Here is a 16,573-nt window from a genome sequence, read left to right on the forward strand (position 1 = left end):
GGTTCAGCTCTTTCAAAGTATGGATGCAACACCAACTGTACCATTCGTTAAAGTCTTGAAAGTTTGTTAGAAATGTACAACCTGTGCTCGCCTTTGGAAACTTGGAAAAAGAAAAAATGAGTAGATAATGCCCCAGTCTTTTATAAGGCTGGGTTTTTTGTGAGGTAAATTATTTTAATTGATCTTTATTTACAATAGATACAAATAAAAAATGTCTAATAAAAGCAACTAATGGCAGGATTTATGGATATGGAAATAGTATCTTTCAATTAAGGAGTTGCACGCTAAGAGAGGATTAATTCTTTAATTATGCTCATAGAAAAATAATAGAGGTGTATAAGTAATGACAAATTTTGCTGTAGATATTCTTCAAGCAAGAGATAATTCGTTTAATATAGGAGTTCAATTGGCGAATTTCTTTAAAAATAACCCATCGATATTGAAGACCTTTGAAGTTATAACAAAGCCAGAGATTGATATTCCGAATATGAAATCGATCTATACCACTTTTGCGCCGCAGCTGCTTGAAGAATTAGAAGGGATTGCTCAAGGTTTGAACCTCTCCTTCCCAAAAGCAGCATCCTTATTTTCAGGTTATGATGTACCTAAAACAGAAGCAATGGGGTGTTCTGCCATCATAACAAAAGATTATTATGTTAGAAATTATGATTTTACGCCTGATTTATATGATGGCATTTTTAGTTTGGTTCAACCTGAAGGAACCTTTGCTTCTGCAGGATACAACCTTCAGGGACTGGGAAGACATGATGGTGTAAATCAGAAAGGTCTAGTCATAGGATTACATTTTGTGAGTAATAATGATTATACGGTGGGCATATCTCCATGGATTTCAATTCGAATGGTTTTGGATAGCTGTTCTACTACTGAAGAGGCAATTGAAATGCTAAAAGAGATACCACACTCAGCATGCTACAACTTTTCAATAGGAGATAAGAATGGAAGCTTAGCAGTAGTCGAAGCGAGTCCTTTGAATGTAAATATAAGACGAGAAGAATCTTTAATGTCATGTGAAAATCACTTTCGAACAATTGAAATGAAAAACCAAAATAGAGTTTCAATAGATGGTTCAATGAAACGGGAACAATACCTGAAGGGCTTTAAAGAAAAAGCTATTACACATGAAGAAATGTTTGAACAGTTTAAAGAAACTACATCACCATTGTTTTTCAGTGACTATGACAACTTATTTGGCACCCTTCATACTTTTTCGTATTCTTATGCCAATGCAAGGATCTTAACAACCATTGCCCAAAGCTCAGAGGTGCTGGATATTGACTTAAATGAATGGGTGAATGGAAAGAATATAGATCAGCATTTTCTAAAAGGAATAATCAAAGGATAATTTACATCTGCATTACTAAAATGATGTTTATCCAAAGCAAAGATTATCCGTTTAACAGCAACATCCTCAAATAGATAGATGAGGGTTAACCAACGCTTTTTAGGGGAAGAAATAATATGAACAATAAGGGATAGCTACTTCAAGGCAAGTTAAAAAGATTTATCAAGGAGGTTCATGTTATGGGAGAAACTAAGCGTACAGTTGCGGAATTAATGCTTGATCAACTGTCTTTATTTGGCGTGAAACGAATTTATGGAGTTGTTGGAGATGCTAGTTTTGGTCTCATCGATGCACTGGCTAAGCAAGATAAAATAAAATTCATCGCGGTCAAACATGAGTCGACTGCTGCATTTATGGCTTCAGCCGAGGCGAAACTAACAGGGAAGCTTGGAGTATGTACAGCAACAATGGGGCCAGGAGCTACTAATCTGATGAATGGGCTAGGTGATGCTCATGCAGACAAAGCGCCTGTTCTGGCTATTACTGGTCAAGCACCTAGTAATAAAATAGGTACTGAGTTTCCACAATATATTGATCAGCAGGAGTTAATGAAGCCTTTCGCTTCTTATTCTGCTAATCTTACGAGTCCAGATGCCACGATAGAACTTCTACACAAAGCAGTACAAACATCACTCGGACAGCGGGTTGTAACTCATTTGTCTATACCGAAAGACATTTTCATGATGGTAGCCAAAGGTAAACCGCGTTCGTTGCCACAGGTTATAGAGGGCTCAGCCCACTTTACGAAAGAAAGCTTAGAACAGGCAACGGCCATCATGAAAACAGCTAAGCGTTCCATGATACTCGCAGGTGCTGGCGCTGCAAGTGCTTCAGAGGAGTTGGAGAAACTTGCAGATTTGTGGGGAGCGGGTATCCTAGCAAGCTTAGGAGGTAAAGGAGTTTTTGATGAATCTTCTCCGCATGTATTGCAAGGGATTGGTGAAGGTGGAAATCCTTATGCCTCTGATTTGTTTAAACAGGCAGACGTTGTACTTTTGGCTGGTACGACCTGGTGGCCGGAAGGATATGTGCCAACTGATGCACGCATCGTTCACATCGATTGCCATTTCGATAAATTTGAAAAAGGCATTCCTGTCGAGCTAGGTATTATGGGCAAAACGGAAGAAGTTCTTCCTCTCTTAACAGAGAGCCTTCAAGGATTTTCCCGTTCTGAAGACTGGATAGCAAGCTGTCAGGAAATCAAAGAAAAATGGGCTCAGCTAAATGAGCAGGAAGGTAGCACAGAGGGGTATCCCTATCATCCATCTCGCATTATCCGTGCTCTTGACCGAACAGTAGCTGCGGATGCTGTCCTTGCACTTGATACGGGAGACAATACAGTATGGACTAACCGTAATTTTAAACAGAAGAATCAAACTGTTTTAGTTTCCGGTTACTGGCGCACGATGGGCTTTGGTCTTCCCGCAGCGATGGCAGCTAAGCTTATTAAACCAGAAAAACAAGTAGTTGCGATAGTAGGGGACGGCGGTCTCCAAATGGTCCTAGCAGATTTACTAACAGCTACCCGCTACAACTTAAATATTACAGTCATTGTCTTAAATAACGAGGCTCTGCAAATGGAGAGAGACAAACTTAAAGTTGCTGATAAGAAGGAAGTAGGGGTAGATTTAACAAATCCGGATTTTGTGAAAGTAGCAGAAGCTTGTGGTTGGAAGGGACTTCGTGCTGAATCAGAAACCGACTTAGAATCGCTTTTGGAAGAAGCGCTGAATACTAATGCTCCAACACTCGTAGATATCAGAACAGCCCAAGTCTTCTTCCCAGAAACAAATTAAAAAAGATGTGGTGATTGTATAGGCAGTCACCACATCTTTTTATTATTTTGTAATCATAAGATTTCCAACGTATTGAGCCATTCCTTTAGATGTATCAAGTTCAACTACTATCATATATTCGCCTTCTACTTTGGGTAAATAGAAGGTTTTATCTTCTTCAATTCCTAAAATAGTTTCTTTTTGGCCTTTCCAGATGGAAACTTCTATATTTTCAAGCTCATCATACCCATTCTCTATATTAAGTTCAAGTTTGCTTCCTTTTTTCACTAATATGGGCTCTTGCTTTCTTGCTAAAGCGAAAAGATTGTCTATTTTTTTGTTAAAAACATTGTCTTGGTACCATTTAATATTCGCCTCTGCTAATTTTTCTTTTGAAATAATAGCATTCGATGTTGAAAGTGAGACAGTGGGTGGAGAAAAGTCATAGCTTTCACCAAAACAACCTGTTAATAGAAAAATAGATAGCAACACTGCCATTATTTTAAAAAAACGCATGCTTAATTCTCACTCCAATATATGTTGACTCATTATTTCAAATCGGATTTAAGGAGTCCGAAAACATAATGATCCGCACAACCGTTTTTTAACACTTCTGCTTCCCTTATGCATCCTTCTTTTGTAAAACCGAGTCGTTCGGGAATGGCGATACTCTTGTTATTTCCAGTAGCAGCCCGAATTTCAATTCGGTGTAAACCGTACTCTTCGAAACAGTATTGAATAACTGCCTGACATGCCTTGGTCATTAATCCCTTACCTTCAAAACTGCTTCCAAGCCAATAACCAATTGATGTAGATTTATTCGTCCAGTTGATTCCATGTAGACCAATTACGCCAGCAAGCTCATCTTTATACCAAATGCCTACCTGAAATCCATTGTTTTCGCTAAATTGTTTTAGTGTACCTTCAATAAAGTTTTTTGAGTCTTGTACTGTACGCGTAAACGCTACCCACGGTAACCACTTTTCTAAGCTTTCTCTTGATTGATCAGTAAGAGCAAAAAGTTCTTCTGCATGTCGAACTTCGAGTAAGCCTAATCTAATATCATTATTAACTGTATATGTAAACATACGTATTCCTCCATTCATTATGATCTTTTTGTTTTTTAGCTGAGAATTTTCTTATATCCATCCTTTTTGCTGAGCCATGCTGATGGCTTCAATACGATTTTTTGCTCCAAGCTTGTTAATGATCTCTGATATATAGTTGCGGATAGTGCCCGAAGATAAATAGAGGCTCGCAGAAATTTCATTTGCAGTCTTGCCTGCTGCTACTTGCCTAAGAACATCTTGTTCCCTAGCAGTCAGCGGGTTTGTTTCTGTCACACTTCCAAAAACCAATTCAGGTGCAAATTCGCGTTTGCCCTTCATAATATGGCGAATAGAATCTGCCAACTCATCGCTTGAGCTTTCCTTTAAAAAATAGCCATGAACATTTGCCTTTAAAGCACGCTCAAAATAACCAGGTCGAGCGAATGTAGTTAGGATAATAACTTTACAAGAAGAATCTAGTTGTTTCAGTTCCTCAGCAACATCAAGTCCGCTCTTAATTGGCATCTCAATATCTAGTAAACATACATCCGGTTTGAATGAATAGATAATACGCAGAGCTTCTTCACCATTTTCAGCTTGACCAACGATCTCGATATCTTCTTCCAAATCTAAAAGAGAACCAAGTGCACATCTTAGCATCCGTTGGTCCTCAGCAATTACAACTCGAATCACAAAGCGACCCCTTCTTTCAATTGTTTTACGATGATCGGAACTTGAAATGTTAACTCTGTTCCTAGTTGAGAGGAAGTAAGTATAAGCCTTCCCTCGATTAAAGAGAGCCTTTCCTCTATTCCTTTTAGTCCATTTCCTTTATTAATAGTGTTTGTAAGGCCAACCCCATCATCTATAATAGTTATTAGCACATGGCCAGCTACAGCTTTACTACTAATCTTACAATGACTTGCTTGACTGTGCTTTACAACATTTGTAACGCCTTCACGCAGGCACATACTTAAAATATTTTGCGTTAAAGAAGGCACATCTGGTAAATCTACATCACCTTCGACATATAGCTCAATACATGCCGCTGTAAGAATTAACTTTGCTTCATTTAATTCTTCTGCAACTGTAATTGCTCGCATATCTGTTACAAGTTCTCTAACTTGCTTTAAGGCTGAGCGAGATGTTCTTTCCATTTCTTTAGCTTCTAAGCGGGCTCTCTCGGGATTTTTCTCAATAAGCTTCCCGACTAATTCACTTTTTAATGTGAGTAGTGATAGAGTATGACCAAGTGTGTCGTGTAAATCGCGCGCAATACGAATTCTTTCTTCCCGTTTGATCAATTGTTGAATTTGCTCATTTGCTTCATTCAATTGTTCCTTTAAATTCCTCCGCTGGATCATAGACCGAATACCGAATGGGGAGGATAGCATAACGAGCAAATAAAGAAAAATAAAGATAAGACTAAACGAAACGGTAAAATATAAATAGAGCAGTGGTATGATTACAGCAAGACAAAGAGCAATATAAGCTCTGAAAAATTTCTTTTGTTCAGTATATGAGCCTATAAAGTAAGTAGAAAAAAATCCCAAGAATAGGAAATTGAAATCATAAACTAAACTCATGAAAAAAATAATAATTAACTGTAGTGCAAGCCAAGAGTCAAAAGACTTTTTTCCGGCTTTAAAATACATTTGCCTGTAAGACACTGCAAATATGAGAACGATAATTAATCCTAGAATTCGTTTAAGACCTATTTCATTTTGTATAACAAGAGTTGCAGGCATTCCCAAATATATTAAAAACACATAGGGGAACAATCCATATCTTTTAGGGAAAATCGAGAAGGTTTCTTTCTTTTTCATTTATATCGCTTCCTGTTTTTTTCTTACATATTTAGATAATATCACGAATAAGAAGAAATAACCCGACAAAATCAAAACGTTAAACCATTCAGGATATCTACCACTGATAATCTCCCAAGCACCGTTTCCTAAATTATATGAAGGCAACCATTTAGCGATTGCTTGCATTGTTCTAGGTAAAATTTCAATTGGCATCCACATACCACCCATAATTGCCAATGCCATGTAAAGGATATTACTAATACCGGAAGCTGTATCCACACGTTTCATCGTCCCAATTAAAGTGCCAAGTGCAAGGAATGGCAAAGAACCAGCCAAAATCCACAAACCACTCAAAAGCCATTCTTGGAATGATAAGGAAACACCATTAATTATTATGCCAGCCGCAAAGATTACCATGATGGATAGTATATGAATCACTGTTTGCGCCATCATTTTGGCAATAAAATAGCTATACTCTGAAAGAGGTGTAATACGCATAAAGCGGGACCAGCCTTCTGTCCGTTCCTGTACAAGCCGAATACCTAACGTCATAATGGAAGATCCCATAATACTAAAAATTGTCATCGACATTAAATAATGCTTGTGCCATTGTTGTTTATCATCTACGCCTGTATTAATGATTTTCGTAAAGAGAAAGTAAAAAAGAATAGGCATGGCAAGTGACCAAAAGACATAATAGGGATTTCTTAAAACTTTCAGTGTTTCAGCTTTTGTTTGCATCCACATGGCATACATATTATTGTGCCTCCTTGCTCAATGTTAATTGTTCAAATACCTCATCTAAACGCCCCTGTTTAATTTGAATTTCGCTAATTTCAGCGCTAGAGTTGGATTTAATTAAAGAGAATAAAACCGTATCTGTATCATTTGTAATTAAGTAAATCCTGCCCTCCTCTAGATAAACATCTTCTACATGTGGTAGAGATCTGAATTGGTCCAGCGTTAAATCAGTAGAAGCAAGAAACGAGACAGACTGTTTTGTTATTTTCTTTTTGATTTCACTAGGGTGCCCATCTGCAACCAGTTTGCCATCATGCAGAAGAAGTATCCTTTCTGCTACATCATCCGCTTCTTGCAAGTAATGTGTAGTGAAAATAATAGTTTTTCCTTTATCCTTTAAGATGCGAATTGTGTTCCAAAAATTTGCTCTAGCTTTAATGTCCATCCCCACAGTTGGTTCATCAAAAAATAATAAGTCTGGGTTTCCTGCAAGTGATAGTGCAAAATTGAGCATTCTCTTTTGGCCGCCCGACAACTTTTCTGCTCTTTGATTTAAAAGCTCTGTAGACATTCCGCTTAATTTAATCAATTCACTTAAAGATAAAGGATTCGAATAATAACTTCGAAACAATTCAAGGATCTCCTTTACCTTTAAACGATCAATTACACTAACTTCTTGCAGCATTGCCCCAATCCTTTCGCGAACCAGCTTTTCTTTCGGAGAATGAGTAAATAATTGGACTAATCCTAAAGATGGCTCTAAAAGGCCAAGCATTAACATAATTGTGGTTGATTTACCCGCTCCATTCGGCCCTAAAATAGCAACTATTTCTCCACTTTGTATGGAAAAAGAAACTTCATTCACTGCTTTTTGGTCTTTATAAGTTTTGGTTACATTGTAAAAAGTAACAACGTCATTCATCTTTTCACCCCCAACTGTTATATGTTCATTTTAATATGCTGCAGGAAACATCATTAGTCGTTTACGTCATGAAGAAAAATGACAAATGTCATGTATTGTGTTCCTAAACAGAGAAGACAACTGTTTTTATAACTCATTCGTCTCTGAAAATTATGAAATAAATTGTATATATGAAAATTCACAAACTGAACCTTAATTGGATTTACATCGCCTCAAAAAATATTACCTTGAATTTCATCATCATTCCTGAATAAACATAAGATGAATAGTTAGAAACTATCTTTAGACCCACCATTTAGACAAAATATTCAGAAAAAACTTCTTGTGTTAATAGGTGTTCCATTGTTACGATACGCATATAGATGTAAGGTGGCGTGAAAATCGGCAAAGGAGCATGATCAAGATGAAATTACCATCTTCACAATTTACGAAGGATCAAGAGAAATTCCGATTAGAAGTGCGTTCATTTTTACAAAAGGAATTGGCGAATAGAACATTCGAGACCGCGTGTGATTCATGGCTAAGCGGCTGTAATCCACAATTCTCTAAAAAAATTGCTGAACAGGGATGGATTGGGCTGACCTGGCCCCAAAAATACGGTGGGCAAGAAAGAAGTACGATTGACCGCTATATTTTAACTGAAGAGTTTTTAGCGATTGGCGCTCCAGTTGCAGCTCATTGGATTGCGGATCGGCAAACAGGTCCTCTTTTATTGCGCTATGGAACAGAGGAGCAGCGAAGTTATTTCTTGCCTAGAATAACAAATGCAGAATGTTTTTTTGCAATTGGTTTAAGTGAGCCGAATAGTGGCTCTGATCTAGCATCTGTTAGCACAAATGCAAAAAAAGTAGAAGGCGGATGGCTGGTGAACGGCGCTAAGACATGGACGAGCAACGCGCATGACGCTCATTTTATGATTACTTTAGTGAGAACTGCTCCTTATAGCAAGGAATCTAAACATAGTGGACTAAGCCAAATGATTATAGATTTACATGATAAAGGTGTTAGCGTCAAACCTATAAAATATTTGACAGGGGAACATCACTTCAATGAAGTTTTTTTTGAAGATGTATTTGTTCCAGATAACCGTATAGTTGGAACAATCGGAGAAGGGTGGAAACAAGGACTTGCTGAATTAGCCTATGAAAGAAGTGGACCTGAGCGGATTCTTAGCACATTCCCGCTCCTTGAAGAAATATATTCGATTCTTAAGCAACAGCAAAATAAAGAAGCCATGAACAAGCTAACTGAGCTCGTCGCGAACCTTTGGAGTCTACGAAATTTATCCCTCGGTGTTGCGAAAATGTTGGAACAAGGCGGTGAGGTGGCTGTACCTGCAGCTTTGGTCAAAGCAATGGGTACACAATTCGAGCAAAGCATTCCTGAAATGGTACGTCTTTTAACAGAGACATATCCAACAATGGATGCTCAAAAAATGTTAGATCGGTATATGGCTCAGTCTATTCTACATTCGCCAGGCTTTACTATTCGGGGAGGGACGACAGAAATACTATACGGCATCATTGCAAAGGATGTGATTAATGGATGAGCGAGATAAAAGAGCTATTAGTAAAGACGATGGAAAAAATATTTAAAAAGCACATTACAAAAGAAACCGTAGATTTGATTGATGAAGGCCAATGGGCAGATGATGTGTGGGAAATATTGAAAGAGAATGGATTACTAGCTGCATGTATTTCTGAAAAAGCAGGCGGAGCAGGTGGTGATTTAGAGGATTTATTTTCACTTCTTAAGATAGGTGGCAAATATGCTGTGCCCATTCCCCTGATGGAGTATATTTTTTCGAATTATTTACTGGAGAAGTTCCATCTTGCGCCAACGGATGAAATGATTACTTATAATTTATCTGATACACCTGATTGTACCTTATCCGAAAATGGGGAAGTTAGTGGAGCGTTTCCTCATGTAGCATGGGGCAGGTATGCTAGTAACCTTGTTACTATCGCTAAAGGCAGTGGAGGAAATTACCTAGTAAAAGTACCGTTAAAGGATGCTCTAGTTAAAGAGGGTGCCAATTTAGCTAGGGAGCCGCGCGACTATATAAAGTTAACGGCTATTCCTATCCTGGAAAAAAGCAGAATAATAGATTATGAACAGATAGAAGAAATGATTTTACTAGAAACAGCAGCAAAATGCGCTGTCATTGCAGGCACACTAGAAAAAATCTATGAATCAACCATCGAATATACAAAACAGCGGCAGCAATTTGGACGCTACATCCACCGCTTTCAGCTCATCCAGCGTCATATAGCTCAGTTAGCCGGAGAAACAGTTATAGTTGATTCAGCTGTAGATAATATGATGGAGGCTTTAGTGGAAAAACGACATCGCCATGAAATTCCTCTTACAAGAATACGTATAGAAGAAGCTATTCGGACAGTATCCGCATCCTCTCATCAAGTGCACGGAGCAATCGGCGTCACGTACGAACACCACCTGCATCATTATACCCGCCGACTATGGTCTTACCGTGATGAAGGAAGAGGGCATTTTAAATGGAGCCAAAAGCTATCAAGAGATTTACTAAAATCAAATAATTCCATGTGGGAATTTTTAACGACATATTAGGGAGAGGTGTGGGATGGCAGATTTATTGTTTGATCAAAACGGCAACATTGCAACAATTACCTTAAATAGACCTGAAAGTATGAATGCATTTAGTGAAGAAATGATTCTGAAATGGATTGAAGCTCTTGAATTAGTGAGAGATTCTGAGGATATTCATGTGCTAGTAGTTAAAGGCAATGGGCGGTGTTTTTGTGCAGGGGGTGATATTCAAGCGATGAAGGCGGGAGAAGGCTTCTTTGCGAGCAAGGAGGATATTACCTCTACAGCACTAGCACGGAAAAATTCACTTTGGAAAAAAATCCAACGCATCCCGCTTTTGTTGGAAGAGATTGATAAACCAGTGATAGCGCAAATACATGGCTTTGCAATGGGTGCAGGTCTTGATATGGCATTAATGTGTGATATTCGTATTGTAGCAGAATCCACTAAGCTTTCAGAAAGCTATATCAACGTTGGTATAGTACCAGGAGATGGAGGAGCTTACTATTTACCTAGAATTATAGGGGTTGATCAAGCACTGGATTTATTATGGACGGGTCGCATACTTTCAGCACAGGATGCAAAGGAAAAAGGGCTTGTCACATATGTTGTAAAGGATACTGACTTAGAAGAATTTACGAACGACTATGCAATGAAATTGGCAGGTAAATCTAAGGTAGTCGTTCAAATGATCAAAAGAGCTGTCTATCAAAGTCAAACAATGAGTTTGCGCTCTTCACTAGACTATATATCATCGCAAATGGGTATTGTAACTGAACTTCCAGATTTTAAAGAAGGTGTAAGGGCAGTTGCGGAAAAAAGAAATCCACAATTTAATAAATAAAAAAAGAGATGTGCGATAAGCACATCTCCTTTTTATTAGAATACAAGGTGTTTTTCGATATAAGCTTGAACATCGGCGATTGGCATACGAACTTGTTCCATTGAATCACGATGGCGGACTGTAACTTGACCATCTTCCACTGAATCAAAGTCATACGTGATACAGAATGGAGTACCGATTTCATCTTGACGACGGTATCGTTTACCAATTGATTGAGATTCATCATAATCAACAGGGAATGCCTTGCGTAATTCTGCCCATACCTCTGAAGCCTTGTCACCCAATTTTTTAGAAAGCGGCAATACAGCTGCTTTAAAAGGTGCTAGAGCAGGGTGGAAGCGAAGAACAGTACGTGAATCGCCACCTTCTAACTCTTCCTCCTCGTAAGCGTCGCATAAAAATGCAAGCGTCACGCGGTCAGCACCTAGTGATGGCTCGATGCAATAAGGCACAAAGCGTTCATTTGTAGCAGGATCTATATAAGTGAAATCTTCACTTGAATGTTCTGCATGGCGTTTTAAGTCGAAGTCAGTACGTGATGCTACACCCCATAGTTCGCCCCAGCCAAATGGGAATTTAAACTCAATATCAGTAGTTGCATTAGAGTAGTGTGAAAGTTCTTCTTCATCGTGGTCACGAAGACGCATAGATTCTTCATGCATAGCCAAATTTAATAGGAAGTTTTTGCAGAACTCTTTCCAATAAGCATGCCACTCTAACTCTGTGCCAGGCTTACAGAAAAACTCAAGTTCCATTTGTTCAAACTCACGTGTTCTGAATGTAAAGTTACCTGGTGTAATTTCATTACGGAATGATTTACCGACTTGCGCAATACCGAATGGTACACGTTTTCTCATAGAACGTTGAACGTTTTTAAAGTTAACGAAAATACCTTGGGCAGTTTCTGGACGAAGGAAGATTTCATTAGTAGAGTCCTCAGTTACACCTTGGAATGTTTTAAACATAAGATTAAATTGGCGAATCTCAGTAAAATCTTGTGCGCCGCAATCTGGGCAATGTACATCATATTTTTTCATGACTTCCGCCATTTTGTCGAACGGCATACCATCTACAACAATTTCTTCACCTTGTGCTAATGCAGCATCTTCAATCAATTTATCTGCGCGATGGCGAGATTTACACTTTTTGCAATCGACCATTGGATCGTTAAAGTTACCAACATGGCCAGAAGCAACCCAAGTTTTAGGATTCATTAAGATTGCTGCGTCTAATCCTACGTTATACTCAGATTCTTGTACAAATTTTAGCCACCAAGCTTTTTTTACGTTGTTTTTTAGCTCAACGCCTAGTGGACCGTAATCCCATGTGTTCGCTAAACCACCGTAAATTTCTGATCCTGGGAAGACAAAGCCGCGATGTTTCGCTAAAGATACGATACTTTCCATTGTTTTTGCCATTCTAAACCCTCCAATAAAATAATAAAAAGCACCCGTCTCCGGGCACATATTTGTACCCGGGGACGAGTGCTATACCCGCGGTTCCACCCCGATTGATTACCTGAGTAATCCACTTTAAAAAGTTAGCTCCCGGCTGCCTTTTTCTGATTTCGTGTAGACTTTCACCATCTCTACTCGCTTGTCAAGATGAAATCATACTTATTGACCGTTCATCGCTTTATTATGAAGACAATTGTACCACGTGATTCTTTTCTTAGCAATAAGAATGAAAGTAGTATATAATTATTAGGTATTGAGTATAACACTTTTTGAGGCGGTGAGTCCAATAGAGCTCAACAAACGTCAGGAAGAAATCTTAGAAATTGTCAAAGAAAATGGCCCGATTACAGGAGAGCATATCGCTGAGCGTCTATCATTGACACGCGCTACCTTAAGGCCTGATTTAGCGATTTTGACAATGGCTGGTTTCTTAGATGCAAGACCCCGAGTAGGGTATTTTTATTCTGGCAAAAAATCCAATCAAGCTGTAGTTGACAGTATGACTAATATGAAGGTGAAAGATTTCCAGTCTATACCGGTAGTGATTTCAGAAAATGTTTCTGTTTATGATGCTATTTGTCAGATGTTTTTAGAAGATGTGGGCACGTTATTTGTCGTGGATCCAAATTCTTATTTGACAGGTGTACTTTCTAGAAAAGATTTGCTTCGCACAAGTATAGGCAGCCAAGATTTAAACCATATTCCAGTACATATTATTATGACAAGGATGCCGAATATAGCCTATTGTTTTAAATCAGATGGTTTAATACAGGCGGCCCACAAGCTAATTGAAAGACAGATAGACGCATTACCCGTTGTGGTGCAACACCCAGATGGTCTGGAAGTTGTTGGTCGTTTAACAAAAACAAATATAACGCGTGCATTTTTATCGCTCGCAGAAAATCATGATTTGTGAGGTGATAAACCATGAATAATATATCTGTTTTTATTATATCGGATTCTATAGGAGAGACGGGCGATTTAGTTACGAAAGCGGCTATCAGCCAATTTAGACCAGGCATGCAAGATACTAAAATCCAACGCTTTCCACACGTAGAGAGTATTGAACAGTTAAAGGAAATTGTGCTTCTGGCAGATCAACAGGGAGCTATGATAGTTTATACATTGGTGAAAGAAGTAATGCGCGATTATTTGCATAAGAGCTGCAGCGCAAATGGGATTCCTGCGGTAGACTTAATGGGTCCCATGATGGAAATGCTTCAAAATACGTTGCAAATTGAACCAATTGAAGAACCGGGTTTAGTTCGAAAACTGGATGACGATTACTTTAAAAAAATTGAAGCGATTGAATTTGCTGTTAAGTATGATGATGGTCGAGATCCTAGAGGTTTACTAAAGGCTGATATTGTTTTAGTCGGCGTCTCGCGTACGTCTAAGACACCACTTTCACAATTTTTGGCACATAAGCGTTTTAAAGTGGCAAATGTCCCGCTTGTTCCAGAGGTAGAACCACCGGAAGAACTCTTTTCGGTCGATCCAAAAAAATGTTTTGGACTCGTTATCTCTCCGGATAAGTTAAATAATATTCGAAAAGAACGTTTAATTGCTTTAGGGCTAAATGATGATGCCAATTATGCTCGTCTCGAACGTATTAATGAAGAAATCGTCCATTTCAAAAAAGTAGTGGGCAGAATTGGTTGCCAAGTAATTGATGTAACCAATAAAGCGGTCGAAGAAACGGCAAATGATATATTGCACCGTATCCAAATCTCTAATCAATAATGGTTGGAGATTCTTCTTTCTATTCAAAAGATAAATGAAAAGGAAGTTGAATTGCTTTAGAATCCACAAACATACTCAACCTCCATATTTGAGGTGTAAAGCCTTCATATTCCTGAAGGTTTTTTTGTTTGCTTAATAAAAATATCAAAATTGTGGTAGAATTTCCGAAACAAATGTTTTATAATAAAAAATTGTGGTAAAAATAATTAATGAGATTTTGTCAATACTAAAGTAAATAAAATAATGCCTCATTTATTGGGTAGAAATTATTTTCTACTTGTTGAATGAACAATTTAACTTTTACGAGCACTTATTCCACACCTAAATTCCTAATATTTTCCTTTTAACGACTATTGCCTTTGAATAAAGGTTAAAAATTTTATTTTTTTGTCGAAAAATGAAGGAATTTATAATGATAATCTCGAATTGGTTATTTGAACAAAAAAAGATGGTGATGGAATGGCACAAAAAATACCAGAAGAGATTATTGAAGAGATCCGTACAAAGGTAGATATCGTCGATGTTGTATCAGACTATGTCCAGTTGACCAAACGGGGACGAAACTATTTTGGTTTATGTCCGTTCCATGGAGAACAGACACCTTCTTTTTCCGTATCAACAGATAAGCAAATATTCCATTGCTTCGGCTGTGGAGCTGGCGGCAGCGCCATAACATTTTTAATGGATATTGAAAATCTTACCTTTCAAGAAGCTACAGCTAAGCTTGGTGAGCAAGTAGGTATCCATGTTGATGTATCTTCTTCACATGATCATCATCATGTATCTTCTGCAACGCCGGAAGAGGAAAGAATGAAAGAGGCTCATGCCTTTGCAGCAGAATATTATCAACATTTGCTTATTCATACAGAAGAAGGTGAAGAAGGGCTTTCCTATTTACAACAACGAGGATTTTCAAAAGAGGAGATAGAATCTAATGGCATTGGTTTCTCTTTGCCACATTGGGATTCATTGACTCAACTTTTAGCGAGAAAAGGCTTTAGCTTAGACGAAATGGAACAAAGCGGATTAATTATCAAACGTGAGGACGGATCAGGTTACTTTGACCGTTTCAGAGGCCGTGTGATGTTCCCTATTCGTGATGAGCAAGGAAAAATTATCGCATTCTCTGGCCGAATTTTAGATAGCGGTGGTGAGGATGCAAAGTACTTAAATAGCCCTGAATCGCCTATTTTTCATAAAGGACAAGTACTCTATAACTTAGATCAGGCTAGACCTATTATAAGGAAAGAACGCAAAGTTGTCCTGTTTGAAGGTTTTATGGACGTGCTATCAGCCAAAAGAGCGGAAGTGTTTAATGGAGTGGCCTCTATGGGTACAGCTCTAACAACGCAACATTTGGCAAAGATTAAACGTCTAACTGATCACATAATTGTTTGCTATGACGGTGATAAAGCCGGCTGGGAAGCGGCGAAGAAAGCAGCGGAAATGCTCCATGCTGAAAAACTCAATGTTGAAGTCGCCCTTTTGCCTACAGGTTTAGATCCGGATGAATATATACAGCAATTTGGTCCAGATGCTTTTAAGGAAAAAGTAATAAGCGAGCCGCAAAGCTATGTTGCCTTCATGTTAATGCATGCAAGGCGCAATAAGAATTTTCAATACCAAAACGACATATTGCAATATGTCGATGAGGCACTGAACTTTTTAATAGAAGGAATATCGCCCATTGAAAAAGAATTATATATTAAACAGATTTCGATGGATACGAATATATCCTCTGAGACTTTAGAAATGCAATTGCGGCAAAAAGAAGCTCAGGTAGTTAAAAGTTCACAGCATCAAAAGCAACAAATACAGCCTTTAATGCAGCCAACTCTTCAAAAACCCATTACAGCAACAGATAGAGCAGAGCGTTTATTGCTTTCGCATATGCTCCATAACATTGATATAGTGGATCGAATTCGCCAAGAAGAGGATGAGAATCCTTTTGTACGGGAAGATTATATGGCGATATATATACACTTAATAGGGTTTTATGAAGAATATGAACAAGCGGATTATAAGCGTTTCGCTGAAGTTATCAATGACAGAGAGCGTAGAAAGATTATAATGGAAGCGGCTCTTGTCGAGCGTGATCCGAATCATGCGGATGAAGAAATTGCAGATTGCCGGGCGCATTTAAAGAAATTTAGAATTAAACAACAAATTCATGATAAAACTTCGGCAATTAAAGAAGCTGAAAAAATGCACGATATCAAAGGTGCTATGGAGCTTTCAAAAGAAGTTTTTGATTTAATGAAATCACTTTCTCGTATGTAAGTTGATTGTGATTGGCAGAAGGA

15 protein-coding genes are annotated in these 16,573 nt (G+C 38.2%); 8 read left to right on the top strand and 7 right to left on the bottom strand.

The window, feature by feature from the left end:
- The first annotated feature begins 343 nt into the window (after positions 1–343).
- A complete protein-coding gene (locus AC6CHJ_RS05460; protein ID WP_498287579.1) occupies positions 344–1,363 on the top strand; it encodes a C45 family autoproteolytic acyltransferase/hydrolase in 1,020 nt (339 codons plus the stop codon).
- Between the two features lie 179 nt (positions 1,364–1,542).
- Entirely contained in the window at positions 1,543–3,159 is a 1,617-nt protein-coding gene (locus AC6CHJ_RS05465; protein ID WP_498287581.1) for a thiamine pyrophosphate-binding protein, read from the top strand.
- Between the two features lie 42 nt (positions 3,160–3,201).
- Here AC6CHJ_RS05465 and AC6CHJ_RS05470 read toward each other — a convergent pair whose 3' ends face one another.
- The 6 genes from AC6CHJ_RS05470 to AC6CHJ_RS05495 are packed head-to-tail and all read right to left on the bottom strand — an operon-like array spanning position 3,202 to position 7,658.
- The gene (locus AC6CHJ_RS05470; RefSeq protein ID WP_498287583.1) at positions 3,202–3,654 is read right to left on the bottom strand and encodes a hypothetical protein; all 453 of its coding nucleotides are present in this window, start codon (positions 3,652–3,654) and stop codon (positions 3,202–3,204) included.
- A 32-nt stretch (positions 3,655–3,686) separates the two neighbouring features.
- A complete protein-coding gene (locus AC6CHJ_RS05475; protein ID WP_498287585.1) occupies positions 3,687–4,226 on the bottom strand; it encodes a GNAT family N-acetyltransferase in 540 nt (179 codons plus the stop codon).
- Between the two features lie 51 nt (positions 4,227–4,277).
- Positions 4,278–4,880: a response regulator transcription factor gene (locus tag AC6CHJ_RS05480; protein ID WP_498287587.1), complete on the bottom strand. Its 603-nt coding sequence runs from the start codon at positions 4,878–4,880 to the stop codon at positions 4,278–4,280.
- A complete protein-coding gene (locus tag AC6CHJ_RS05485) occupies positions 4,877–6,013 on the bottom strand; it encodes a sensor histidine kinase (RefSeq protein WP_147193761.1) in 1,137 nt (378 codons plus the stop codon). The genes AC6CHJ_RS05480 and AC6CHJ_RS05485 overlap by 4 nt, the downstream gene beginning before the upstream one ends.
- Entirely contained in the window at positions 6,014–6,751 is a 738-nt protein-coding gene (locus AC6CHJ_RS05490) for an ABC transporter permease (RefSeq protein WP_147193760.1), read from the bottom strand.
- A 1-nt stretch (position 6,752) separates the two neighbouring features.
- Positions 6,753–7,658 (bottom strand): ABC transporter ATP-binding protein, encoded by a 906-nt coding sequence (locus AC6CHJ_RS05495; protein ID WP_147193759.1) that lies wholly within the window; start codon positions 7,656–7,658, stop codon positions 6,753–6,755.
- 403 nt (positions 7,659–8,061) lie between these two features.
- On the opposite strand from AC6CHJ_RS05495, the gene AC6CHJ_RS05500 reads away from it, so the two are divergent.
- From AC6CHJ_RS05500 to AC6CHJ_RS05510, 3 genes are read left to right on the top strand one after another with little or no spacing between them, the layout of a single operon-like run.
- On the top strand, positions 8,062–9,207 hold the full coding sequence (locus AC6CHJ_RS05500; protein ID WP_498287589.1) for an acyl-CoA dehydrogenase family protein: 1,146 nt from the start codon (positions 8,062–8,064) through the stop codon (positions 9,205–9,207).
- Positions 9,204–10,247 (top strand): acyl-CoA dehydrogenase family protein, encoded by a 1,044-nt coding sequence (locus AC6CHJ_RS05505; RefSeq protein WP_498287591.1) that lies wholly within the window; start codon positions 9,204–9,206, stop codon positions 10,245–10,247. Before AC6CHJ_RS05500 ends, AC6CHJ_RS05505 begins: the two co-directional genes overlap by 4 nt.
- A gap of 13 nt (positions 10,248–10,260) precedes the next feature.
- A complete protein-coding gene (locus AC6CHJ_RS05510) occupies positions 10,261–11,070 on the top strand; it encodes an enoyl-CoA hydratase/isomerase family protein (protein WP_498287593.1) in 810 nt (269 codons plus the stop codon).
- A 35-nt stretch (positions 11,071–11,105) separates the two neighbouring features.
- On the opposite strand, the gene AC6CHJ_RS05515 is transcribed toward AC6CHJ_RS05510, so the two are convergent.
- Positions 11,106–12,488, bottom strand: coding sequence for a glycine--tRNA ligase (locus tag AC6CHJ_RS05515; protein WP_498287595.1), 1,383 nt, complete (start codon positions 12,486–12,488; stop codon positions 11,106–11,108).
- Between the two features lie 316 nt (positions 12,489–12,804).
- Here AC6CHJ_RS05515 and ccpN point away from each other — a divergent pair, with 316 nt between their 5' ends.
- From ccpN to dnaG, 3 genes are all read left to right on the top strand, one after another.
- A complete protein-coding gene (ccpN, locus tag AC6CHJ_RS05520) occupies positions 12,805–13,443 on the top strand; it encodes a transcriptional regulator CcpN (protein ID WP_066786422.1) in 639 nt (212 codons plus the stop codon).
- Positions 13,444–13,454: 11 nt separating this feature from the next.
- On the top strand, positions 13,455–14,270 hold the full coding sequence (locus tag AC6CHJ_RS05525; RefSeq protein ID WP_066786425.1) for a pyruvate, water dikinase regulatory protein: 816 nt from the start codon (positions 13,455–13,457) through the stop codon (positions 14,268–14,270).
- Positions 14,271–14,729: 459 nt separating this feature from the next.
- A complete protein-coding gene (gene dnaG / locus AC6CHJ_RS05530) occupies positions 14,730–16,550 on the top strand; it encodes a DNA primase (protein WP_498287598.1) in 1,821 nt (606 codons plus the stop codon).
- Positions 16,551–16,573 lie beyond the last annotated feature (23 nt).

The organism is Rummeliibacillus sp. GQ308 (assembly GCF_059759115.1).

Bases quoted from the DNA above. Each gene is read 5' to 3' on its own strand.
- AC6CHJ_RS05505 (WP_498287591.1), top strand. From the start codon at position 9,204: ATGAGCGAGATAAAAGAGCTATTAGTAAAGACGATGGAAAAAATATTT.
- AC6CHJ_RS05515 (WP_498287595.1), bottom strand. From the start codon at position 12,488: ATGGCAAAAACAATGGAAAGTATCGTATCTTTAGCGAAACATCGCGGC.
- AC6CHJ_RS05465 (WP_498287581.1), top strand. From the start codon at position 1,543: ATGGGAGAAACTAAGCGTACAGTTGCGGAATTAATGCTTGATCAACTG.
- AC6CHJ_RS05485 (WP_147193761.1), bottom strand. From the start codon at position 6,013: ATGAAAAAGAAAGAAACCTTCTCGATTTTCCCTAAAAGATATGGATTG.
- AC6CHJ_RS05475 (WP_498287585.1), bottom strand. From the start codon at position 4,226: ATGTTTACATATACAGTTAATAATGATATTAGATTAGGCTTACTCGAA.
- AC6CHJ_RS05495 (WP_147193759.1), bottom strand. From the start codon at position 7,658: ATGAATGACGTTGTTACTTTTTACAATGTAACCAAAACTTATAAAGAC.
- dnaG (WP_498287598.1), top strand. From the start codon at position 14,730: ATGGCACAAAAAATACCAGAAGAGATTATTGAAGAGATCCGTACAAAG.
- AC6CHJ_RS05510 (WP_498287593.1), top strand. From the start codon at position 10,261: ATGGCAGATTTATTGTTTGATCAAAACGGCAACATTGCAACAATTACC.
- AC6CHJ_RS05470 (WP_498287583.1), bottom strand. From the start codon at position 3,654: ATGCGTTTTTTTAAAATAATGGCAGTGTTGCTATCTATTTTTCTATTA.
- AC6CHJ_RS05490 (WP_147193760.1), bottom strand. From the start codon at position 6,751: ATGTATGCCATGTGGATGCAAACAAAAGCTGAAACACTGAAAGTTTTA.
- AC6CHJ_RS05500 (WP_498287589.1), top strand. From the start codon at position 8,062: ATGAAATTACCATCTTCACAATTTACGAAGGATCAAGAGAAATTCCGA.
- AC6CHJ_RS05460 (WP_498287579.1), top strand. From the start codon at position 344: ATGACAAATTTTGCTGTAGATATTCTTCAAGCAAGAGATAATTCGTTT.
- AC6CHJ_RS05525 (WP_066786425.1), top strand. From the start codon at position 13,455: ATGAATAATATATCTGTTTTTATTATATCGGATTCTATAGGAGAGACG.